Annotated in this window: 22 protein-coding genes; 10 read left to right on the top strand and 12 right to left on the bottom strand. The window is 70.5% G+C overall.

Annotated elements, in window-relative coordinates:
* The first annotated feature begins 40 nt into the window (after positions 1–40).
* Genes ABD736_RS06855 through ABD736_RS06840 form a run of 4 tightly spaced genes read left to right on the top strand, consistent with a single transcriptional unit; the run spans position 41 to position 3,063 of the window.
* Entirely contained in the window at positions 41–1,183 is a 1,143-nt protein-coding gene (locus ABD736_RS06855; protein WP_344790994.1) for a type III polyketide synthase, read from the top strand.
* Positions 1,180–1,872: a methyltransferase domain-containing protein gene (locus ABD736_RS06850; RefSeq protein ID WP_344790993.1), complete on the top strand. Its 693-nt coding sequence runs from the start codon at positions 1,180–1,182 to the stop codon at positions 1,870–1,872. Before ABD736_RS06855 ends, ABD736_RS06850 begins: the two co-directional genes overlap by 4 nt.
* Positions 1,869–2,219 carry a hypothetical protein gene (locus ABD736_RS06845; RefSeq protein WP_344790992.1) on the top strand — a complete coding sequence of 117 codons (351 nt, stop codon included), beginning with the start codon at positions 1,869–1,871 and terminating at the stop codon, positions 2,217–2,219. Before ABD736_RS06850 ends, ABD736_RS06845 begins: the two co-directional genes overlap by 4 nt.
* 10 nt (positions 2,220–2,229) lie before the next feature.
* Complete coding sequence (locus tag ABD736_RS06840; protein WP_344790991.1) at positions 2,230–3,063, top strand: nitroreductase family protein; 834 nt, start codon at positions 2,230–2,232, stop codon at positions 3,061–3,063.
* A 37-nt stretch (positions 3,064–3,100) separates the two neighbouring features.
* Here ABD736_RS06840 and ABD736_RS06835 read toward each other — a convergent pair whose 3' ends face one another.
* The 7 genes from ABD736_RS06835 to ABD736_RS06805 form a co-directional block, all read right to left on the bottom strand.
* A complete protein-coding gene (locus ABD736_RS06835) occupies positions 3,101–5,050 on the bottom strand; it encodes an efflux RND transporter periplasmic adaptor subunit (RefSeq protein ID WP_344790990.1) in 1,950 nt (649 codons plus the stop codon).
* Positions 5,043–5,993, bottom strand: coding sequence for a DUF5666 domain-containing protein (locus ABD736_RS06830; protein WP_344790989.1), 951 nt, complete (start codon positions 5,991–5,993; stop codon positions 5,043–5,045). The genes ABD736_RS06835 and ABD736_RS06830 overlap by 8 nt, the downstream gene beginning before the upstream one ends.
* A gap of 36 nt (positions 5,994–6,029) precedes the next feature.
* Positions 6,030–7,262: an ABC transporter permease gene (locus ABD736_RS06825; RefSeq protein WP_344790988.1), complete on the bottom strand. Its 1,233-nt coding sequence runs from the start codon at positions 7,260–7,262 to the stop codon at positions 6,030–6,032.
* Complete coding sequence (locus tag ABD736_RS06820) at positions 7,259–7,990, bottom strand: ABC transporter ATP-binding protein (protein WP_344790987.1); 732 nt, start codon at positions 7,988–7,990, stop codon at positions 7,259–7,261. Before ABD736_RS06820 ends, ABD736_RS06825 begins: the two co-directional genes overlap by 4 nt.
* Entirely contained in the window at positions 7,990–9,366 is a 1,377-nt protein-coding gene (locus ABD736_RS06815; protein WP_344790986.1) for an efflux RND transporter periplasmic adaptor subunit, read from the bottom strand. Before ABD736_RS06815 ends, ABD736_RS06820 begins: the two co-directional genes overlap by 1 nt.
* A 238-nt stretch (positions 9,367–9,604) precedes the next feature.
* Positions 9,605–10,138, bottom strand: a complete 534-nt coding sequence (locus ABD736_RS06810; protein WP_344790985.1) for a hypothetical protein — start codon at positions 10,136–10,138, stop codon at positions 9,605–9,607.
* Between the two features lie 270 nt (positions 10,139–10,408).
* Positions 10,409–10,759 (bottom strand): hypothetical protein, encoded by a 351-nt coding sequence (locus ABD736_RS06805; protein WP_344790984.1) that lies wholly within the window; start codon positions 10,757–10,759, stop codon positions 10,409–10,411.
* A 152-nt stretch (positions 10,760–10,911) separates the two neighbouring features.
* Between ABD736_RS06805 and ABD736_RS06800 the strand changes: the two genes are divergently transcribed.
* Positions 10,912–11,367, top strand: coding sequence for a VOC family protein (locus ABD736_RS06800; RefSeq protein ID WP_344790983.1), 456 nt, complete (start codon positions 10,912–10,914; stop codon positions 11,365–11,367).
* On the opposite strand, the gene ABD736_RS06795 is transcribed toward ABD736_RS06800, so the two are convergent.
* The gene (locus tag ABD736_RS06795; protein ID WP_344792226.1) at positions 11,364–12,098 is read right to left on the bottom strand and encodes a putative protein N(5)-glutamine methyltransferase; all 735 of its coding nucleotides are present in this window, start codon (positions 12,096–12,098) and stop codon (positions 11,364–11,366) included. The two genes, ABD736_RS06800 and ABD736_RS06795, sit on opposite strands and share 4 nt — an antisense overlap.
* A 37-nt stretch (positions 12,099–12,135) precedes the next feature.
* Positions 12,136–12,423: a GNAT family N-acetyltransferase gene (locus ABD736_RS06790; protein WP_344790982.1), complete on the bottom strand. Its 288-nt coding sequence runs from the start codon at positions 12,421–12,423 to the stop codon at positions 12,136–12,138.
* A 117-nt stretch (positions 12,424–12,540) separates the two neighbouring features.
* On the opposite strand from ABD736_RS06790, the gene ABD736_RS06785 reads away from it, so the two are divergent.
* A complete protein-coding gene (locus tag ABD736_RS06785) occupies positions 12,541–12,810 on the top strand; it encodes a hypothetical protein (protein ID WP_344790981.1) in 270 nt (89 codons plus the stop codon).
* A gap of 4 nt (positions 12,811–12,814) precedes the next feature.
* Here the strand turns inward: ABD736_RS06785 and ABD736_RS06780 are convergent, their stop codons facing one another.
* Positions 12,815–15,433, bottom strand: coding sequence for an MGH1-like glycoside hydrolase domain-containing protein (locus ABD736_RS06780; RefSeq protein ID WP_344790980.1), 2,619 nt, complete (start codon positions 15,431–15,433; stop codon positions 12,815–12,817).
* Positions 15,434–15,468: 35 nt separating this feature from the next.
* Here ABD736_RS06780 and ABD736_RS06775 point away from each other — a divergent pair, with 35 nt between their 5' ends.
* Positions 15,469–15,954 (top strand): GyrI-like domain-containing protein, encoded by a 486-nt coding sequence (locus tag ABD736_RS06775; protein ID WP_344790979.1) that lies wholly within the window; start codon positions 15,469–15,471, stop codon positions 15,952–15,954.
* Positions 15,955–15,996: 42 nt separating this feature from the next.
* Here ABD736_RS06775 and ABD736_RS06770 read toward each other — a convergent pair whose 3' ends face one another.
* The gene (locus ABD736_RS06770) at positions 15,997–17,259 is read right to left on the bottom strand and encodes an alpha-amylase family glycosyl hydrolase (protein ID WP_344790978.1); all 1,263 of its coding nucleotides are present in this window, start codon (positions 17,257–17,259) and stop codon (positions 15,997–15,999) included.
* A complete protein-coding gene (locus tag ABD736_RS06765) occupies positions 17,259–17,702 on the bottom strand; it encodes a MarR family winged helix-turn-helix transcriptional regulator (RefSeq protein WP_344790977.1) in 444 nt (147 codons plus the stop codon). The genes ABD736_RS06770 and ABD736_RS06765 overlap by 1 nt, the downstream gene beginning before the upstream one ends.
* 66 nt (positions 17,703–17,768) lie before the next feature.
* On the opposite strand from ABD736_RS06765, the gene ABD736_RS06760 reads away from it, so the two are divergent.
* Genes ABD736_RS06760 through ABD736_RS06750 form a run of 3 tightly spaced genes read left to right on the top strand, consistent with a single transcriptional unit; the run spans position 17,769 to position 20,522 of the window.
* Entirely contained in the window at positions 17,769–19,211 is a 1,443-nt protein-coding gene (locus tag ABD736_RS06760; RefSeq protein WP_344790976.1) for an FUSC family protein, read from the top strand.
* Positions 19,204–20,124: a ribokinase gene (locus ABD736_RS06755; protein ID WP_344790975.1), complete on the top strand. Its 921-nt coding sequence runs from the start codon at positions 19,204–19,206 to the stop codon at positions 20,122–20,124. The genes ABD736_RS06760 and ABD736_RS06755 overlap by 8 nt, the downstream gene beginning before the upstream one ends.
* The gene (locus ABD736_RS06750; protein ID WP_425554997.1) at positions 20,124–20,522 is read left to right on the top strand and encodes an RNA-binding S4 domain-containing protein; all 399 of its coding nucleotides are present in this window, start codon (positions 20,124–20,126) and stop codon (positions 20,520–20,522) included. The genes ABD736_RS06755 and ABD736_RS06750 overlap by 1 nt, the downstream gene beginning before the upstream one ends.
* Positions 20,523–20,536 lie beyond the last annotated feature (14 nt).

The following is a 20,536-nucleotide window of genomic DNA, read 5'->3' as shown; positions in this document are numbered from 1 at the left end:
CGCGCCCGCCCTCGTGGCACCTCGGGAGGAGGATGCAGCCATGACCGATGCCCGCATCGTCGCGATCGGCACCGCCGTCCCGCCGGCCGTCGTGCCGCAGACCGCCGCGCGCGACATCCTGCTCGCCCAGCCGGGCCTCGGCCGCGTCGCGCAGCGCTTGATCGGTGCCGCGATGGACGGCTCGGCGATCGACGCGCGCCGCACCGTCATCGACGAGTTCGCCGGGCTCACGGATGCCTCGCGCAGGTGCGCCTCGTCAGAGGGCGGCGCGGGCCAGGCATCCCCGGTCTTCTTCGACGCTGCGACGCAGCGGCTGCTGCACCCGACCACGGGCGAGCGCAACGCGGAGTACGTGCGCCGGTGCGTGCCGCTCGCGCTCGAGGCGGCGCGCGCCGCCCTGGCGCGGGGGCCGATCGCAGCGGCCGACGTGACGCATGTGGTGACGGTGTCGTGCACCGGATTCTTCGCCCCGGGGCCCGACGTCGCGCTGGTGCGCGGGCTCGGCCTGCGACCTGACGTGCGACGGCTGAACATCGGGTTCATGGGCTGCCACGGCGCGTTCCCCGGCCTGCGCGCGGCTGTGGACGCGTGCCGAGCCGAGCCGACCGCGGTCGTGCTCGTGGTGTGCGTCGAGCTGTGCACGCTGCACCTGCGTTCGTCGGAGGACCCGGACCAGATCGTGTCGGGCACCGTGTTCGGCGACGGTGCGGCGGCGGCGATCGTGGCGTCGCACCCGCGCACGGGACTGCGCATCGACGCGCTGCATTCCGAGCTCTCGAGGCGCGAGACCGAGGGCGATCTCGCCTGGTCGATCGGCGATCAGGGGTTCGACCTGGTGCTGAGCTCGTACGTGCCCAAGCTGCTCGAGCATGAGATCGGTGCCGCGCTCGCGCCCCTCGAGCCGGGGCGCAGCTGGTCGCTCATCGAGAACTGGGCGATCCACCCGGGCGGCCGAGCCATTCTCGACCGCACGCAGGAGGCGCTCGGCCTGTCGGACGCGCAGCTCGCACCGTCGCGAGCGGTGCTGCGCGAGTACGGGAACATGTCGTCGCCGACCGTGCTGTTCGTGCTCGATCGGGTGATGCGCCGCGCGCGGCCGGGGGAGCGCGTGGTGGCGACGGCGTTCGGCCCCGGGGTGACGGTCGAGTCGGCGCTGATGACGGTCGAGGGCGGTGGCCGGTGACCCTCGCGGCTCGCGAGCCCGCGCTCGCCGAGATCATGGACGGGCCGTGCGACGAGGCCCGGCTGTTCGCGACATATCGCCATTTCGCGCTCGCGAACCGCGTCGTGAGCGGGTGGCGCCGGGTCTACACCTCGCGCGTGCGGCCGCTGCTGGCGAACGGGCACGCCCGGCTTCTGGACATCGGCTTCGGGGGCGGCGACATTCCGCGCGCTCTCGCGGGGTGGGCGCGCGCCGACGGGCTCGCGCTGGACGTGACCGCCATCGACCCGGACGAGCGCGCGCTGCGGTACGTGCAAGGGCGCATGCCCGATGCCGCGCGCGACGGCGTGCGCTTCCGCGCCGCGACCTCGCGCGAGCTGCTCGAGGCGGGCGAGCGCTTCGACATCGTGGTCTCGAACCATCTGCTGCACCACCTCGGCGACGCAGAGCGCGACGAGCTGCTCGCCGACAGCACCGGGTTCGGGGCGCGGCTCATCGTGCACGACGACATCGAGCGCAGCCGGCTCGCCTATGCCGCGTGGGCGGCGGGCGCACTGCCGTTCGCGCTGGATTCCTTCGCACTGGTCGACGGGCTGCGGTCGATCCGGCGCAGCTACACCGCGGCCGAACTGGCCGCGCTCGCGCCCGGCTGGCGGGTGGAGCGCATGTTCCCGTGGCGGCTGCTGCTGGTGAAGAGTGAGACGCCATGATCGTCGGGGTCGCGCTGGCGGTGGCATCGGTCAGCTATCTCGCCAGCATCGCGCTGGGCCTGCTCGTCGCGAGCCGGCGCGTGGACTCGAGCGGATTCCACTGGCTGCACCATGCGCTCTACACGTGCACCTTCGTGCTCGCCGCGGCGGCCGTCGCCGCCGGCCTGTGGTGGCATCCGCTCGCCGGCTGGCTGCTGCTGCCGGCGCTCGTGCCGTTCGCGCTGATCCCGTTCGTGGGAACACATGCGGGCGGGCGGCTGACGCTCAGGCATCCGATCACCGGGCTCGTGCCCGCCCCGTTCTTCATCGCTGCAGCGTTCGCGCTGCTCAGTCAGCTGCCCAGTTAAAGGAGTGCATGTGGAGTTCCTCGAGGTCGTGCGGCGCCGGAAGACGACGAACGGGCCATTCCTGCCGGACCGGGTCTCTGAAGAGCACCAGCGGCTGCTGATCGAGGCCGCCTCTCGGGCGCCGAGCCAGCTGAACAGCCAGCCGTGGCGCTTCGTGCTCGTCGAAGATCGCGCGACGATCGAGCAGATCGCCGAGATCAGCGGAGAGAGCATGACGACGGCGATGTCGAACGGCACCTTCTTCGAGCGGTACAAGCCGTACTTCCGCTTCTCGCAGGCCGAGATGGACGAGAAGCGCAGCGGCATGCTGTTCGACAAGCTGCCCGCGGCACTGAAGCCCTTCACGTCGCAGGCGTTCACCGCGCGCGGCCAGAAGCTGATGAACCTGCTGCGCGTGCCGCAGACGCTGGGGGAGGAGAACCGGAAGCTCGTCGCCGGCTCGCCGCTGCTGATCGGCGTCATGCTCGATCGCAGCGAGAACCGGCCGGGCGAGCTGTCGTCGTTCTACTCGATCTTCAGCATGGGCGCCGCGATGGAGAACATCTGGCTGACGACGGTCGAGCTCGGCATGGGCATCCAGTTCGTCTCGTTCCCGATGGAGGTGCCCGGGCAGTGGGAGCGCATCGTGTCGCTGCTGCGGGTGCCCGACGAGCTCGAGCTCATGGCCGTCTACCGGCTCGGCTACGTGCCGGAGTCATCGCGCCGCCCCGCGATCGACTGGACGTCGCACGAGCGCAAGCTGCCGTCGCAGTTCGTCTTCCGCGAGTCGTGCGAGACGCCGCAGCTGGGGTGGGATGTGACCGGGGATTCCGCGCGGGATGCCGCGGCCGGGCCGGCCTCGTAGGGAAGTCGGCCCGGCCGAGGCTGTCACCCGCCTGTGCTCACCCTCCGGCGCCGGTGCGGCCCGTGCCGCCGCCGAAGCTGCCTGCTCCGCCGAAGCCGCCTGCGCCGCCACCGAACCGCTGGCCACCGCCGGTGCTCGTCAGACCGCCGAGCCCGCTGCGGGTCGAGTTGGACTGGGTGCTGTCGCTCGAGACCGTCGACGACAGGTCCGCCAGGACCACCCGGTCGCCTGCCGACAGACCGCTCGTGATCTGCGTGCGATCGGCGCCGATCGCACCGACCTTCACCTGCCGCGAGGTCGCCTTGCCGTCGGCGAGCACGTCGACCGAGTAGGTGTTCCCCGAGCCGAGGTGCACCGCCGAGCTCGGCACGGTCAGCACGCCGCTCGCCTTATCGACGCTGACCGTGAGCCGAGCGGATGCCCCGTTCAGCAGTCCGTCGCCCGAGCCGGTCAGGGCGAGCTTCACGTCGTACGACGGCGTCGTGGAATCCGATGCGGTGTTGAGGAATCCGATCGCCGAGACGGTGCCGGTGAGCGCGCCGGCCACACCTGAGACGTTCACGCTCGCGCTCTGCCCGACCTTCAGCGGGCCGATGCCCGTCGCGGTCACGGCCGTGTCGACGATCCAGCCGTCGTCGCCCACGACACTGATCACCTGGCTGCTCGACTGCGCCGTCACCGACGAGCCGGCTGAGATGCCCACCGCGGCGACGGTGCCCGAGATCGGGCTGGTCAGCGTGGCGAGGCTCACGTTCTGCTGAGCGACCGCGAGATTGGCCTGCGCCGAGGCGACGGATGCCTGATCGGCGACGATCTGCTCAGCGGTCGCCGGCTCCGAGCTGCTGCCCGAGCCGCGCGAGCCGGAGCCCGAGGCCGCGCCCGAGCCGGAGCCGGAGCTCGCACCGGTGCCCGCCCCGGACCCGGCGCGGCTCGACCCGCTGCCGCTCTGTCCGGCGGCGCCCGACGAGCCCGCGCCTGACGAGCCTGCGCCCGCCGATCCACCGCGGCTTGAACCGCTGCCGCCCGTGGGCGCGCTGCCGCTGCCGGAGCCCGAGCCGGAGCCGGCACCTGCACCAGAACCGGACTCCGAGCCCGCGCCCGGTGTGCTCGTGGACTGCTTCACCGCGTTCTCGAGGGCGGTGACGGCGTTGTTGAGCGTCGTCACGTCATCCTGAACCTTGGCCTGCGCCTCGGCGACCGCCTGCTCGTCGGTGAGCACCGTCTTCACGGCCTGCTGGCAGTTCGAGAGCTGACCCTGGGCGCTCTTGATCTCATTCGATGCCTCGTCCGCATCGGTGCTCGAGACGGTCGCCTGCAGGAACTGGTAGCAGGCCGACGCAGTGGCGCCGGCCGCTGGAGCCGTCGCGCTGATGCTCGCGAGGTCGCCGTTCAGGGTGTCCTGCGCGGTCGTGACCGCCTTGCTGTCGGTGAGCAGCGCGTTCTGGGCCGAGGTCACCGCCGCTTCGGCCTGCGACACCGACGTCGCCGCCGGTGTGGCGGAGGCGACGGCGGCCACGAACGCTCCCATCGCGAGCGCCCCGCTCGAGGCATCCGTCGCCGTAGCCGCGCTCGCCGTCGTGCTCGTGCTCGCGCTCGCCGTCTGCGACGTGAGGTCGGTCGACAGCTGCTGCTGCGCAGAGGTCACCGCTTGCTGTGCCTGGGTCACGGCATCGTCGAGCACCGAGGTGTCGAGCGTCGCGAGGGTCTGGCCGGCGGTGACCTTGTCGCCGACCTTCACACCGACAGAGGCCACGGTTCCGGAGACCTGGAATGCCCGGTCGGCGCGCGTCGCCGACTCGAGGGTTCCCGCGAGCGATGCGGTCTGTGTGACGTCCGCCTTGGTCGCCTTCGCGAGTCGATAGCTCGGCTGGTGGGGAGCGAGAGATGCCCACGCCACGCCCGCGCCGCCGACCACGACGACGGCCCCGATGGCGATTCCGAGGATCACCCGGCCCCGGCGCCGGCTCCTGCGACGAGCCTCAGCCATTGGTGGTTCCGCTCTGCGATCCGCTGCCGCTTCCGTTGCCGCCGCGCTGTCCGCCGCCGAAGCCGCGCCCGCCGAAGCCGGTGGTGCAGCTGCCGTTCACGGGCGCGGAGACCGTCAGCGAGGTGGCGGCGACGGTGCCGGAGTCGTCCGCCTTGCCACGTGCCAGCACGCACTGGCCGACGACGAGATCGGATGCCGCACCCTTCTGCGTCTCGGAGTACTTGGTCGACCCGTCGACGGTCACCTTCTTCGACGTCGTCTTCTGGGTCTGGAAGTCCAGTGCGTCGACCGTGATGGTCGAGCCGCTGACGGCCGTCACCTTGCCGCTCGTCGGCATCGCGAAGCCGCCGCCGCCGAAGCCGCCGGTCGGCGCGCCGGAGGGGCGGTTGCTCGGTCGGTTGGTCGGCCGGTCGGTCGGCCGGGTGCCCCCCTGGCCGGTGCGGCCGGCGCCACCCTGGCCGCCGAACCCGGCCGTGCAGCTGCCATTGGTCGGCTGCGAGATCGAGACGCTGGTGACCGCAGCGCTCGCCGAGGTCGACGACGAAGAGGACGACGAGCCCGACGAGCCCGAGCCGGCCCCGCTCGCCGGCAGCGTCGACGCGGTGATGCACTCGCCGACCTTGACCGCCGCGAGGCTCACGCTCACGGTCTTCGTGATCGCCGTCGACGACGAATACGTCACTGCGGTCTGCGACGACGAATCCTGCACCTGCAGCGTCGTGCCCTCGATGTCGGCGATCTGACCGGAGGTGCCGCCGCCACCGAATCCGCCCTGGCCGCCCTGACCTGGCTGGCCCGAGCCGCCCTGGCCGCTCTGCGACTGGCCGCTGCCCGACGACGTCGACGACGCCTTGGCAGAGTGCGACGCGCAGCCGGTCAGCACCAGCGCGGCGCCGACCACGAGGGCCGCCGAGGCAGTGACGATGTGGAGCTTGCTGTTCATGTTCTGATTCCTCATAAGTCCGTGCGGAAGCCGCGCCTACTCCGTGCGCAGCGCGTCGATGGGGGCGAGCCGTGCGGCTCGCGTCGCGGGGTAGACGCCGAAGACGAGCCCGATGCCGATCGCGACCACGAGTGACAGCCCGATCGCGAGACCGGAGACCTCGATCGACGAGCCGATCACGCCGGGCAGGGTGAGCGCCGCCACGATGCCGAGCGCCGCACCGATGATGCCGCCGGTGAGCCCCAGCGTTCCGGCCTCGACCAGGAACTGATTCCGAATCGCCCCTGGGGGCGCGCCGAGCGCCTTGCGCAGGCCGATCTCGCGGGTTCGCTCGGTGACCGAGACGAGCATGATGTTCATCACCCCGATGCCGCCGACCAGCAGCGACAGCGCGGCGATGCCCGTGAGCAGGATCGTCAGCGTGCGCGCCACCGAGGTCGCGGTCGACACCAGCGAGTCCTGACTCGAGACCGTGAAGTCGGCCGTGCCGCCCGTGGCGATGTTGTGGCGGTTCAGCAGCACGGACTTCGCCTCTTGATAGGCCGCAGGCAGGGCATCCGCCGACTTCGCCTTCAGATAGACGGTCGAGACGGAATTCGCCTGCGATCCGCCGACCAGGTTCCCGGCCATCGTCGACAGCGGCACGATCGCCGTGTCGTCGAGGTTGCTGGTCGAGTTCGAGCCTGAGGAAGCCAGCACGCCGACCACCTGGAAGTCCTGCGAGTCGATCGTCACCGTCTGCCCGACCACATTGGTGAAGCCGAACAGCTCGGTCGCAGTCTCAGAGCCGAGCACCACGACGGATGCCTGATCCGAATCCTGCTTCGCCGTGATGAAGGTGCCGCTCTGCAGCGACCGCCCGCGCACGCTGAGATAGGAGGGCGTCGCGCCCACGACGGTCGTCGTCCAGTTCGTCGACCCGGCGGTGAGCTCCTGCGACGAAGACTTCTCGGCGTCGACGCCCGCGATGTCGGGCGCGTTCACCTTCGAGCCGAGCGCCTCGGCATCCGCCTGCGTCAGGGTCGACCCCGTGCCGAAGCCGCCGCGCACCCCGCTCGACGAGGTCGACGAGCCGGGGGAGACGATCAGCAGGTTCGAGCCGAGGGCCGAGATCTGGCTCGAGACGTCTTTCTGCGTGCCGAGGCCGAGCCCGACGGTGAGGATCACCGCGGCGATGCCGATCAGGATGCCGAGCACCGTGAGGGCCGAGCGCATCTTGTGGCTGGCGATCGCGAACCACGAGGTGCGCAGCGTCTCGATCCAGTTCATGCGCGCACCTCTTCCGACTGGATGAGCCCGTCGCGCACGTGCACGATCCGGCGCGCTCGCGCCGCCACCTCGTGCTCGTGGGTGATCAGCACGATGGTGCGACCACTCGTGTGCAGCTCGTCGAAGAGACCGAGCACCTCTTCCGTCGAGTGGGAGTCGAGGTTTCCCGTCGGCTCGTCGGCCAGGATCATCGTCGGCTCGGTGACGAGCGCGCGCGCCACGGCGACGCGCTGCTGCTGGCCGCCCGAGAGCTGCCCCGGCTTGTTGTCGAGCCGGTCGCCGAGGCCGACGCGCTCGAGCGCGGCCACGGCCCGCTCGCGCCGCTCGTCGCGGGGGACCCCGGCGTACATCATCGGCAGTTCGACGTTCCGCCACGCCGAGAGGCTCGCCAGCAGGTGGAACTGCTGGAACACGAACCCGATGCGGCGGTTGCGCACCGCGGCCAGATCTGCTTCGTCGAGCTCTTCGACGTTCTCGCCGGCGAGCAGGTACGACCCGCTGGTGAGGGTGTCGAGGCAGCCCAGGATGTTCATGATCGTCGACTTGCCGCTGCCGGACGGGCCGACGACGGCCACGTACTCGCCGTCGTCGATGTCGAGGTCGACGCCGCGCAGCGCCTCGAACTCGATCGACCCGGTCTTGTAGGTCTTTCGCGCCTCGGCGAGGCGGATGACGGGCTCGCCGTTTCCGGGCGCGCGAAAGACGGGCAGAACGGATGCCTGAGCCATCAGTTCCCCGCCCCCGAGCCGCGCTGGAAGCTGCCGGTCGTTCCGGAGTTGCCGCCGGTGGTGCCGCCGAAGCCGCCACGGCCGCCGAACCCGGTGCCCCCGCCGAAGCCCGACCCGCCGCCGGGGAATCCGCCGCCGCCGAACCCGCCGGTGCCGCCCGTGCCGCTGTTGCGGCCCGTACCCGTGCCGCCAGTGCTGCCGGTACCGGGCGTGCGCCGGGCGATCTTCAGCACGATCTGGTCGCCTGACTTCAGCCCGTCGGTGATCTGGATGTACTGGCCCTCTTCGATGCCGGTCGTCACCTTCTGCTGCACCTGCTTGCCGTCCACGAGCTTGGTCACGGTCGATGCGCCGTTCGACTGCGTCACGGCGAGGCTCGGCACGGCGACGGCATCCGTCACCTTCTTGTAGATCACGGCGGCGGTCACCGACACGCCGTCGTACAGGTTCTGCGGGGTGCCCGTCACCTTCACGCTGACCGGGTAGGTCGCAGCGCCAGAGGTGGTCGACGGCAGCAGCCCGATCGAGCTCACGGTGCCGAAGAACGAGGGGTTCTCGGTGGTCGACAGCGTCACCTGGTCGCCGACCTTGAGGTTCTTCACCTGCGCTGCGGCGACGCTGATCTGCGTCGTCCACGAGTCGGTGCCGGTGATCTCGAACGCGCCGCTCGAGCTCGTCGAGCTGCTCGACGATCCGCTCGAACCGGAGGACGACGAGGCAGAGGGCGTCGACCCGGAGCCGGTGCGCGAGCTGCCGGAAGCGCCAGAGCCGCTTGAGCTGCCGCCTGAACCGCTCGACGAGCCCGACGAGCTCGACCCGGTGACGGCATCCCCCACGGCGACGTTCACCGCGGTCACGAGACCCGCGACGGGCGCGGTGAGCGTCGTGCCCTTGAGCGCGTTCTGAGCAGAGGTGACGGATGCCTGCGCGACCGTCACCGCCGCCTGGTCGGCGCTGATCTGGGCGGTCGCCGAGCTCGACCCGTCGCTGCTCGCCTCGTCAGAGGCCAGCTTCGCCTGGTCGCTCGCGAGCGTCGCCTTCGCTTCGGCGAGATCTGCGTTCGCCTGCGCCGTCGTGATGGTGCCGAGCACGTCGCCGGCCTTCACGGTCTGCCCCTCTTTCACCTTGACTGCGGTGACAGTGCCGGAGGCGGCGAACGACACCTGCTGATCGACGGTGGGCGTGAGGGTCCCGGTTCCAGAAACCGACTGCTGCAGAGTGCGCGTCGACACGGTCAGGGTCGTCGAGGTCGCGGTCGCCGCGTTGGCGTCGGTCTTGTGCGCGAATCCGAACCACCAGACGGAGGCCCCCGCGACGACGACAACGACGACGGCCGTAATGATCCACGTTCGTGGACGCGTGAGGAGGGCCATCATGTCGCTCACCCTGCTCGAGTCGGCTAGGGCGACGTCATCTCCTGCCTATGCGCAGGATAAGAAGCCGATGCACGCCGCGTCGGTCGCCGCACCTTACGCCGCATAGGCTTCACAGCATGCTGATCATCCGCGTGGCCGAGCTGATCGCGATCGCCGCGCTTGCCGCCGCGGTCTGGGCGGTCGTCCGCGCGACGCGCGAGACCCTGCGTGGCCGGCGCCGCCGCCGCTGACCCCCGGCTCAGGCCGTGGGTTGACGCTCGACGATCTCGCGCAGCGCCGCGATGAACTGCTCGCGGTAGCGCCCCCGGGGGAACGGCACCGGCGCATCGTGCAGCACCCGAAGCCCGGCCTGCTCGAGCCCCGGGCCGAGTGCGCGGTACCCCGAGTTGAACGCGATCACGACACCCTCCGGCTCGAGGGCAGCGGCCCGCTCGATCGTGGCGCGCGCGAACCGCGCCGTCAGATGTGGGCGCTCGCCCCGGCTGTACCCGTCGACAGGGAATGGGATCGTCTCGATCACATAGACGCCTTGGTCTCGCAGCTTCTCGAGGTAGGGACTCTTGTCGGCGCCGGCGGGCGGGAACTCGCCGTCGAAGTACACGTCGACGACGGCACGGAACAGCGGATCCCAGCTGACGACTGTCGGCGAATAGAAGAACTCATGCTTCGAGTCGGCAGCCAGCTCAGGCGCAGCCTCGTCGATGATCAGAAGCCGCACCCGCTCGGGGCGCCACTGCTCGCGCAGCCGCTCGTACCAGGGTTCCTCACTCATGCAAGAACCGTATCGAGCGCCGCCGACATTGGGGCGCGTTCCCTCGAAGATGTGTACAACAGGCTGAACGGATGCCTGTGCAGGCCAAGACGCGCGCACTCCCAAGCGCGAAGCGCCTGGGCATGAAAGAACCCCGCTGGTCCGACCACCAGCGGGGCACTGCAATAAGCCTCCCACTTCGGGGGCCAGGTGAGCGCCAGATGGTGGGGTCTTTACCGAACTGTAAGGGAACGCCGGGTGACCGCATGGGGCCACAGGAGCCGGCGGCCGCTACACGATGGTCCAGTCCGAATCCGCGGAGTCCGCGAGGGCGGCCGACGGCTCAGTGTGCGCCAGTCGCACGGCCACGAGCTCCTCGTCCAGAGCGAACCGCCTGGCCCGCTCATCGGCGCGAGCGGCCTCGCCGGCGCACCGATCCGCCTCGGCCTCCAGCCGCCGGGCATCCGCCTCGCGCATCTTCGCGATCTGCGCCGAGCGTGCGGACGCCGCCTGCGCACGCATCCTGCCCGCCTCGTCGCGCTTGTCACGCTCGGTGGCGCGGAAATCCGCCGCCTTGCGCTCTTCGGCGAGGCGGTTCTTCCGCTTCAGCATCAGTTCGACTTCGGTGGTCGGGGCAGCCATCAGGCCGACGGTACCGAGGGATGCCGCGAACCGCGTGACCCTCGCGGGTGCGTCCTGAAAATGCGCTATTGCCGCCGTGCATCGCGAGCGGGATCATGACCGCGACAGCACGTCATCAGGTCACGCAAATCACGAATTTCAGGAGGCCACCGATGTCCGTCAGCTTCACTCCCTACCTTCAGTTCCGCGGTCAGGCCAAAGAGGCCATGACCTTCTATCAGTCCGTCTTCGGCGGCGAGCTCAGCGTCATGACGTTCGGTGACAGCGGCATGACCGAGGGCGTCGACCCCAGTCAGGTCATGCACTCGCAGCTCGACGGGCCCGTCAACCTGATGGGCTCCGACGTGCCAGAGAGCATGCCGCTCAGCTCGGGCTCGAGCATCTCGCTGTGCTTCTCGGGCGACGCCGAGGGACTCGACACCGGCCGCAGCTACTACGAGAAGCTCGGCGAGGGCGGCAGCAACGTCATGCCGCTCGACCTGGCGCCGTGGGGCGACTACTACGGCTCGGTCACCGACAAGTACGGGTTCAGCTGGATGTTCGACTTCAGCTCGCCCGAGGTGCCGAGCGACGCGAGCTCGCTCGGCTCGCACGAGCAGTCGGTCTAGGCCGGCAGCACCGCACGCACGGCCGTCGCGTCGAGCTCGTCGTCGGGGACGAGCTCGACGCGCCAGCCGCGCGCCTCGAAGATCTCGCGGTCGAGGGGCGCCTGCCGCCTGCTCGTCTCGACCAGCACGGTGCCGCCCGGGGCCAGCCAGCGGGCCGCTTCTGCCGCGATCCGCCGATGCAGGGCGAGGCCGTCATCGCCGCCGTCGAGGGCGAGCGGGTGCTCGAACTCCCGCGCTTCGCGTGGCATGTTCACCAGCTCCGCACTCGGCACGTACGGCGCATTCGCCGCGATCACGTCGAAGCGCGCGGTCGCCGGCAGCGACGCGAACAGGTCGCCCTCGACGACGCTGCCGTCGAGCGGCTCGAGATTCGCGCGCGCGACGGCGACCGCGGCCGGGTCGAGATCAGAGGCGATGACGGATGCCTCGGGCCGCCGTGCCTTGACGGCGGTCGCGACCGGCGCGACCCCGCAGCAGAGCTCGAGCAGAGAGGGCCTGGAGATCGCGTCCAGCGCAAGGCGCAGCAGCAGCTCGGTGCGGCGCCTCGGCACGAACACTCCCGGCGCGACCGCGAGCCGCAGGCCGGCGAATTCCGCCCAGCCGAGCACGTACTCGAGGGGCTCGCCCGCGACCCGTCTCGCGACGAGGGACTCGAGCTGCGAGGCATCCCTCGCTTCATCGAGAAGAAGGCGCGCCTCGTCCTCCGCGAACACGCAGCCGGCCGCGCGCAGCCGCGCGACCAGCGCGCGCGAAGTCGGTGACGAGGTCTCAGCCAGCGAGCAGCCCCGACTTCTCGGGGTGCTCGTCGAACCACTTGGCGGCGTACCAGCACATCGGCACGATCTTGAGCTGTGGTGAGTTCTTCTCGATGTCGTCGACGGCGAACGTCACGACCTGGCCGGCGTAGCCGTGGCCGCGCTGCATCGGGTCGGTGAAGGTGTGGGTGATCGCGAGGCGGTCGGCGTTGACGGTGTAGTCCGCGGCGCTCACGAGCTTCCCGTCGACCTTCATCACGTAGCGGTGCGCTTCGGTGTCATGAATGAACTCGGTGCTCACCCGTCGAGCCTAAGCCCGGTGCCGCGCACACGGTTTGGCGCAATTCGCACGATTCGGCACGCGCTCGAGGCTGATCAGCGTGCCGAATCGTGCGTTCTGCGCCGCTAACCTGAGCGCGTGCACACTCCGGCCCGACGTCGCCTCGCGCTCGTCGCGATCGCCGTCGCGGCGGTCTTTCTCGGCATCGAGGCCGTCGAGGCGGTGCTGGCAGACCAGACGCTGCCCGCCGCGCTGCGGTTCGCCGCGCTGCACTCGGTGGGGGCGGTGGTGTTCGGCGCCCTGTCGATCCTGTCCGTCATCGCGGCGGTGGTGCTCTCGCCCCGCTGGCTGATGGTGCTGATCGCCGCGGTCGTCGCGGCGGCTGCGGTCGCGCTGCTGCTGGTGTGAGCCGTCAGCTCCGCTTGCGCAGCAGCAGGTGCGCGACCAGCGCGGTCCAGCCGGTCTGGTGCGAGGCGCCGAGGCCCTGGCCCGTGTCGCCGTGGAAGTACTCGTAGAAGAACAGCTGGTCGCGCCACTTCGGGTCAGTCGACAGCAGCGGGTAACGCGCGTCAGACGGTCGCGGTGCGCCCCCAGGCCCCGGCGTGAACAGAGACACGAGCCGGTCGGCGAGGTCGTCGGCGATCTCACCGAGCCCGAGGCGCGTGCCCGACCCGGCCGGGTACTCGACGGTGTGCGACTCGCCGAGGTTCTCTTCGTAGTCACGAAGCGCGTCGATGATCAGCACGTTCAGCGGGAACCACACCGGCCCGCGCCAGTTCGAATTGCCGCCGAACAGGTGGCTCGTCGACTCGCCGGGCTCGTAGTCCACCACCTGCTCCACGCCGCCGACCGAGATCGCGAACGGGTGGTCTCGGTGCCAGGCCGAGATCGAGCGGATGCCGTGCGGCGACAGCATCCCCTGCTCATCGAAAACCTGCGCGAGCACGCGCGTGAGCCGCTCGGGGCTCACCAGCGCGAGCAGCGTCGCGCCGCCGCCGCGCGGGTGCAGGTGCAGGTTGTCGGCGGCCTCGGGCTGGTGCCGGAGAAAACTGCGAACGGATGCCTGGAACTCCGGCAACCCGTCGGCGAGACCCCGCATCGCGAGCGACGCGGTGACGGGTACGAGCCCGACCAGCGAGCGCACTTTGAGCGGGTGCTTCGAGCCGTCGGGCAGAGTCAGCACGTCGTAATAGAACGAGTCCTCGTCGCTCCACAGCCCCTCGTCGTTCGCGGCGTCGGCGATGCGGGCGAAGTGTTCGAAGAACTTGACGGCGACGTCTTCATAGGCGGGGTCGTGCTGGGCGAGGGTGAGTGCCATCTCGAGCAGGTCGAGGGCGTAGACGGCCATCCACGCGGTCGAATCGGCCTGCTCGATGCGGCCCTCGCCGACCGGCAGCGTCGAGCGGTTCACCGGCGCGATGTTGTCGAGGCCCATGAAGCCGCCCTCGAACAGGTCGTTCTGCCCGGCATCCTTGGTGTTGGTCCACCAGGTGAAGTTCATGAGCAGCTTGTGGAACACGCGCGCCAGGAATCGGAAGTCGGTGCCGCCGTCGAGGGCGAAGACCTCGAGCGCGGCACGCGCCTGCGTCGGCGGGTTCACGTCGCCGAAGTCCCACTCGTAGGCGGGCAGCTGGCCGCTCGCGTGGGTGTACCACTCGCGCAGCAGCAGGATCAGCTGGCTCTTCGCGAACTCCGGGTCGAGGTGCGCGTAGGTGATGCAGTGGAAGGCGAGGTCCCAGGCGGCGAACCACGGGTACTCCCAGGCGTCTGGCATCAGGATGACGTCTTTCGCCGCGAGGTGCTGCCAGGCGCCGTTGCGAATGGCGCCTCGTCCCGGCGGGGGCGGCGGATACGCCGGGTCGCCCTCGAGCCAGCGCCGCACGTCGTAGTGGAAGAACTGCTTCGACCAGGTGAGCCCCGCGAGCGCCTGGCGCAGCACGCGCTTTCGGTCGTCGTCGAGCCCCGCCGGCGCGAGCTCGTCGTGGAACCGGTCGGCTTCGGCTTCGCGAGCGCGCATCACCTCGTCGAAGTCGGCGAACGTCGCGCTTCCTTCAGTGAGACGCAGCCGGATGACCTTGGACTCGCCAGGGCCGAGCGTCACCGTATAGCGAACGGATGCCTTGGTGCCGGTGCCTTCGGGGTTGACCGTCTCGGCCCCGTGCACCACGTGGTCGTTGATGCCGTCCTTCGGGAAGGGGGATCGGTTCTCAGCGCCGTCGCCGAAGAGCTTCGTGGCGTTGGTCTCGTTGTCGCAGAAGAGCACAGCCGAGGCACCTGTGTTGAGCTCCGTCGAAGCATCCGCCTGCTCATAGAAAAGGGAGAGCGGGCCGGCGACCAGCGCGCCCTCACCGTGCGTGATGACGGGCTTCTCGCCCTCTGGGACGTCCCAGCTCCAGGTGTTGCGGAACCAGAAGGTGGGCAGCACGTCGAGGGTCGCGGGCTCGGGACCCGCGTTCTCGATGGTCAGGCGCAGCAGCAGGTCGTGCGGGCCGGCCTTCGCGTAGTCCGCGGTGACGACCCAGTAGCGGCCGTCGTCGAAGACGCCGGTGTCGACGAGCTCGTACTCCGGGTCCGCAGGGCCTCGGCGGGCGTTCTCGGCGCGCAACTCGTCGTAGGGGAATGCGCGCTGCGGGTAGTGGTAGCGCCAGCGCTGCCAGCTGTGGCTCGGGGTGCCGTCGAGGTACCACCAGTAGTCCTTGGCGTCCTCGCCGTGGTTGCCCTCCGGCCCAGCGAGGCCGAACATGCGCTCTTTGAGGTGCGTGTCGTGCCCGTTCCAGAGGGACAGCGCGAGCACCCACGTCTGGTCGAGATCGCAGAAGCCGGCCATGCCGTCTTCGTTCCAGCGGTAGGCACGGCTGCGGGCGTGCTCATAGGGGAAGAACCGCCAGGCGTCGCCGTCGGCGCTGTAGTCCTCACGCACGGTTCCCCAGGCCCGCTCGGCGACATACGGGCCCCAATCGCGCCATGCCTCTTGCCCCGAATCGGCCGCTTCGACACGCTGGTGTTCAGGGGAGCGCTCGTCAGCCGCCATAGCTGCCGATGATAGGCGCAGGAAGAAGGCGGCAGATGGACATCAGGGAGTCGCGAGTCGAGGCGCTGCACGTCTATGCCATCTCGTCGGGGCCGGCGCCGATTCCGCGCGATGAGGTGCCCCCGGTCGTCTATCGGCTGTTCGAGCAGCTGCGCGAGCGGCTGGCCGACATCGAGATCGAGGTGTCCGGGCGCGCGATCGCCTGGTACGAGCGGGTCACCGGCGAGTTCGGTGAGAGCAGCCAGCGCGCCTGGGTCGGATACGTCGCCTCCGTCGGGGAGGCCGGCGGCGAGATCTCACCCGTGGTGCTCGACGGCGCCGAGCACGTCGCGATCGGCATCCACTACGGGCCGATGTCGACGATCCGCCAGTCCTGGAACGAGCTCTTCGACTGGGTGCACGCGCACGGCGGCCACTCGGCCGGCTACGCGCGCGAGGTGCACCTGACGGCGTGGCCCGAGCCTGAGGAGAAGTGGGTGACGCGCCTCGAGCTGCCGTTTGATACCGACCAGGCGCCCTGACACAGGCAGGAGCCCCTCGCGCCGGTCACTTCGCTTCGCCGATCAGCCGAGCACGGCCCAGCCGTGCGGTGGGACGGTGGCGCGCTCGGCGTCGTAAATGGCCGCCCCGTCGAGCAGTCTCGTGCGGCCGCCGGTGGGCAGTTCGGCCGTGGCGTCGCTGAGATTCAGCAGCACGCTGAGCCCCTGCGCGGAGTCGGCCGCACTGACCGACTCATAGGCGAGCGCCGTCGTCGCGACGCTGAGTGGTTCGGTGCGCGCGTCGTGCAGCCAGGGATTCCGCCGCCGCAGACCGATGAGCCGCTGATGCAGCCGATACGGCTCGGTACCTGCCGGGTCGAGCTCGGCGGGGTGGTCGGGATAGGCCGGCCGCACCGCGTCATCGCCGCCCTCGCGGTTCTCCTTGACGCCGAGCAGACCGCGTTCGTCGCCGTAGTACACCGCCGGCGTACCCGCCACCGTGAACAGCACGACGATCGCGTGCGCGAGATGTCGCGGGTCCCCGATGCGGGTCGCAACGCGGCTCACGTCGTGGTTGCCGAGGAACGTGAAAGGCACGAAGTCGGCGAGGAACTGCTGGTGACGTTTGAGGCTCCACGCGAGTTCGAAGAAGTTGCGATCGTGGATGCTGCTGCCGATCGCCTTCCACAGCTCGTACTGCGTCACGGAGTCGATGCCGCCGCCCTGCACGAGACCCGCGTAGTCGCCGGCGATCTGCTCGCCCCAGATGTACGTCTCGGGGTGGCTCGCCCGTACCCGGGGGAGCACCCGCGCCCAGAACTCGCGCGGCACCGAGTACGCGGCGTCCAGCCGCCAGGCCGAGGCGCCCCGGTCGAGCCAGTGGGTCATGACCCCGGCCACATAATCGGCGACCGCCGGCGAATCGTGGTTGAGGGTGACGAGTCGTCGGTGTCCCTCCCAGACGTGGAAGTCGCCGCCCGCAGGCCGGAACCACTCGTTCGCGACGGCGGTGTCTTCGAGCGCTTGCAGAAAGAGGGGGTGCGAGCGGCCGACGTGATTGAAGACGCCGTCGAGCGCGACGCGCAGGCCGCGTTCATGCGCGGCGGTGACAAGAGCGTCGAAATCGGATTCCTGACCGAGTCGAGGATCGATGCGGAAGTGGTCGACCGTGTCGTAGCCGTGGGTCTCCGACGCGAACACCGGGCCGAGGGCCACGCCCGACGCTCCGAGCTCACGGGCGTAGTCGAGGTAACGCTCGATACGGCGCAAGCCACCGCCGAAGCCGAGTGGATAGACGTGCCACCAGATAGCGCTGCGCACCCAGGCCGGTGCTGCGACCTCGGCCATCAGCGCGACTCCGCGAGCCGGGTCATGAGATCGGCGGCGACGCGCAGCACCGCGAGCTCCGCCGGCGTCAGGTCCGCAAGTGCGCCGGCAAGCCAGGCATCGCGCCGGGCGGCGTCCGAGCCGACTGCAGTGGTGCCGGCATCGGTCACCTCGAGCAGCGACTGGCGCGCGTCATCGGGGTCGGGCCGACGGGCGATCAGACCGGCGGCCTCGAGCTCGGCGAACACTCGGCTGAGGGCCTGGGGGCTCACGCGCTCCGCGGCTGCGATGCGGCTGGGCGTGCTCGGCCCATCACGCACGAGGCGGCTCAGCACCAGCAGCTTGTTACCGGAGAGGCCGCTCTCTTCACCTCGCTCAATGCGCAGCCGATGCCCGAGATGCACCGTGCCGAAGCGCAGCCGACCGGCGAGATCGCGCAGTTCGGGCGAGAACGAAGAGGTCACGGTACTACGATACCGCGTAACAAACAGGCACAAGACACCCGGAACAAGACCGATGGTATTCAACGGATGCTTAGTAAATTAGGACGGCTGTCGCTCGTGCGGCTTCGCGGCGGCGCGCGCTTCGCTGTGGCATCCGTCATCGCTGCGCTGCTGTCGTTCTGGACGATCGCGTACTTCGCGCGCCACCAGCCGCTCGTCGTGCAGTTGTGCATCTCGGGCGTGATCATCGCGCTGTCGATCGTGCGGTCGGACGAGCGGCAGGCGGGTGCTGCCGGCGGTGCGCCCCTTCCCACCTGGGTGAGTTGGGTGGCGCGCTTCGTGCTGATTCCGCTCGTGGCTCTGCTCGGCTCGGCGATCGGGCGGGTCGTGCATGCCCACGCCGCTCTCGGCTTCGCGCTCATCGCGGTGCCTCTCGTCGCCGCGATCTGGGTGCGCCGCTTCGGGCCGGTGTGGGCGCGGCTCGGCTCGCTGTGGTCGTTCCCCTTCGTCGCCTCACTCGTGACGCCGGCCGCCGCGCTCGCCGCGGGAGCCGGCGTCTGGTGGGGCGCCCTGGCTGCCGTGATCGCGGTCGCGTGGGGCTCAGTGCTCGGGTGGCTGGCCGGTTCCGCCGCTGCCGCCGGTCGGCTGGGCGAAGCCGAATGGAGGCCGAGGGATGCCTCGCAGGGTTCCCCTGCTGCGGCGACCCCACCGACTGCGACGGGCGAACGGAAGCTCGCGGCATCCTCACGCATGGCCGTGCACCTCGCCCTCTCGTTCGCCGCCGCGATCCTGCTCGGCTGGTGGCTGCTTCCCGATCATCTGGGCTGGTTTGTGCTGACCGCCTTCGTGGTCAACAGCGGCAACCGCGGCCGCGGCGACGTGGTCTACAAGGGAATCCAGCGGCTGGTCGGGGCGGCCGCGGGCACGGTCGTCGCGACGCTGCTCGGCACGGCGTTCGCCCCGGGCGACTCGAGCGCCCTGGTCGCGCTCTTCGTGATCCTCGGGCTGGGCGCCGTGCTGCGCACGATCAGCTACGCCTGGTGGGCGGCGGCGATGACCGGCGGTCTCGCGCTGCTCTATGACTTCCTCGGCCAGGGCGGCACGGACGTGCTGGGTCAGCGCCTGCTCGCCATCCTGCTCGGTGGTCTCATCGCCATCGCCGCGAGCTGCTTCGTCGCACCGGTGCGCTCGATCGACGTCGTGCGCCGCCGCACCGCGGATCTGCTCGGCCTCGGGCGCGAGGCGCTGACCGGCGACCGGGGCGCGCCCGAATACGCCAGGCTCGCCCCGCAGTTGCACGAGGCGACCGCGCGCATCGAGCAACTCGCGCCGCCGTTCCACGCGCTGCGCATGGTCACGCTGGGGCGGGTCGGGCCTGCGCGCCGCACCGCCGATCTCATCGACCGTGCCGGAGCCCTCGGCGCCGGTCTCGAGAGCTTTGTGACCAGGCACTCGCGCGAGCGGGGCGCACAGCTCGGCGCCGAGCTGCGCGCGGTGCGCGAAGTTTTGGTTGCATTGAGACGTGACTGAGCACATCGTCATGGTCGGAGCGCTGAATGCCGACCTCGGCATCCGCGTCGACCGACTGCCCGCGCCCGGCGAGACCGTGGCGGGGCGGGACGTGCACGTACTGCCCGGGGGCAAGGCATCGAACCAGGCGGTCGCCGCCGCCCGCCTGGGCGGCAGCGTGCGGCTGGTCGGCGCGGTGGGTGACGACGAGAACGGGCGGATGCTTCGCGAGCACTCCGCGGCCGCAGGGGTCGACGTCTCGTTCGTCGCCGTGCTTCCGGAAGTGCCCACCGGTCAGGCGATCATCCCCGTCGATGACGACGGTGAGAACGCCATCATCCTCGTGCCGGGGGCGAACGGCGCGATCACGCCTGCCGGCATTCCCGCAGAGGCATATGTCGACGCGGCGGTCGTCTGCCTGTCGCTCGAGGTCCCCATGGCCGTGGTGCAGCGCGCGGCGGCACGAGCGCTGATGGCGGGTGCACGCGTGGTGCTCAACCCCTCGCCCTTCCAGCCGCTGCCGCCGTCGCTGCTCGACGCCACCGATGTCCTGATCGTGAACGAGCTCGAGGCCGGCCAGCTGCTCGGCGTTCCCGTCGACCTCGACAGCGGGGGCGTAGAGGCACTTTGCTCAGCGCTCGCCCCGCACGGCATCACCCGGCTCGTCGTGACCCGCGGGGCGGCGGGCGCGGTCGTCATCGACGGCGATGAGGTCACGCAGCTCGCGGCGACTCGCGTCGACGCGGTCGACACCACAGGCGCCGGGGATGCCTTCACCGGCGCCGTCGCCGTGGGGCTGGCCGAGGGCCGATCTCTGGCCGAGGCCGCCGCCGAGGCATCCGTCGTCGCCGCGTTCAGCGCCACGCGCCGCGGTGCCCAGCCGTCCTACCCGACGGCCGCCGAGCTCGCGGAGTTCCGCGCGGAGCGCGCCTGATGGCAGCGGGCGCCGTGACGAGGACCCCGGTGAACGCCCCGACGAGCGTGCGGGTCGATGTGTGGGCGTGGTCGGTGCGGCTCTACAAGACACGATCGGCGGCGACCGAGGCGGCGAAGGCGGGGCACATCCGCGTCAACGGCGATCGGGCCAAACCGGCCCAGCCGGTCAAGATCGGCGACGAGGTGCGTGCCTTCACCGATCGCGAGCACATCGTCATCGTCACGCAGCTGCTCGTGAAGCGCGTGGGCGCCGCCGTCGCCGCGGCGGCGTTCGAAGACCGCACGCCCGCGCTGCCGCCGAAGGAGGAGCGCGCCGCTCCGGTCGTCCGCGAGCGCGGCTCCGGCCGCCCGACGAAGCGCGACCGCCGCGCCCTCGAGCGCCTGCGCGGGCACTAGTTCCCGTTCGGCGC

It is taken from the genome of Gryllotalpicola daejeonensis (assembly GCF_039538145.1).
GTDB lineage: Bacteria > Actinomycetota > Actinomycetes > Actinomycetales > Microbacteriaceae > Gryllotalpicola > Gryllotalpicola daejeonensis.
Note: the sequence above shows the minus strand (reverse complement) of the source record. Positions and strands in the feature narration are given on the sequence as shown.

Bases quoted from the DNA above. Each gene is read 5' to 3' on its own strand.
- ABD736_RS06835 (WP_344790990.1), bottom strand. From the start codon at position 5,050: ATGGCTGAGGCTCGTCGCAGGAGCCGGCGCCGGGGCCGGGTGATCCTC.
- ABD736_RS06810 (WP_344790985.1), bottom strand. From the start codon at position 10,138: ATGAGTGAGGAACCCTGGTACGAGCGGCTGCGCGAGCAGTGGCGCCCC.
- ABD736_RS06830 (WP_344790989.1), bottom strand. From the start codon at position 5,993: ATGAACAGCAAGCTCCACATCGTCACTGCCTCGGCGGCCCTCGTGGTC.
- ABD736_RS06825 (WP_344790988.1), bottom strand. From the start codon at position 7,262: ATGAACTGGATCGAGACGCTGCGCACCTCGTGGTTCGCGATCGCCAGC.
- ABD736_RS06750 (WP_425554997.1), top strand. From the start codon at position 20,124: ATGGCAGCGGGCGCCGTGACGAGGACCCCGGTGAACGCCCCGACGAGC.
- ABD736_RS06820 (WP_344790987.1), bottom strand. From the start codon at position 7,990: ATGGCTCAGGCATCCGTTCTGCCCGTCTTTCGCGCGCCCGGAAACGGC.
- ABD736_RS06770 (WP_344790978.1), bottom strand. From the start codon at position 17,259: ATGGCCGAGGTCGCAGCACCGGCCTGGGTGCGCAGCGCTATCTGGTGG.
- ABD736_RS06845 (WP_344790992.1), top strand. From the start codon at position 1,869: ATGATCGTCGGGGTCGCGCTGGCGGTGGCATCGGTCAGCTATCTCGCC.
- ABD736_RS06805 (WP_344790984.1), bottom strand. From the start codon at position 10,759: ATGGCTGCCCCGACCACCGAAGTCGAACTGATGCTGAAGCGGAAGAAC.
- ABD736_RS06780 (WP_344790980.1), bottom strand. From the start codon at position 15,433: ATGGCGGCTGACGAGCGCTCCCCTGAACACCAGCGTGTCGAAGCGGCC.
- ABD736_RS06760 (WP_344790976.1), top strand. From the start codon at position 17,769: ATGCTTAGTAAATTAGGACGGCTGTCGCTCGTGCGGCTTCGCGGCGGC.
- ABD736_RS06815 (WP_344790986.1), bottom strand. From the start codon at position 9,366: ATGATGGCCCTCCTCACGCGTCCACGAACGTGGATCATTACGGCCGTC.
- ABD736_RS06800 (WP_344790983.1), top strand. From the start codon at position 10,912: ATGTCCGTCAGCTTCACTCCCTACCTTCAGTTCCGCGGTCAGGCCAAA.
- ABD736_RS06855 (WP_344790994.1), top strand. From the start codon at position 41: ATGACCGATGCCCGCATCGTCGCGATCGGCACCGCCGTCCCGCCGGCC.
- ABD736_RS06775 (WP_344790979.1), top strand. From the start codon at position 15,469: ATGGACATCAGGGAGTCGCGAGTCGAGGCGCTGCACGTCTATGCCATC.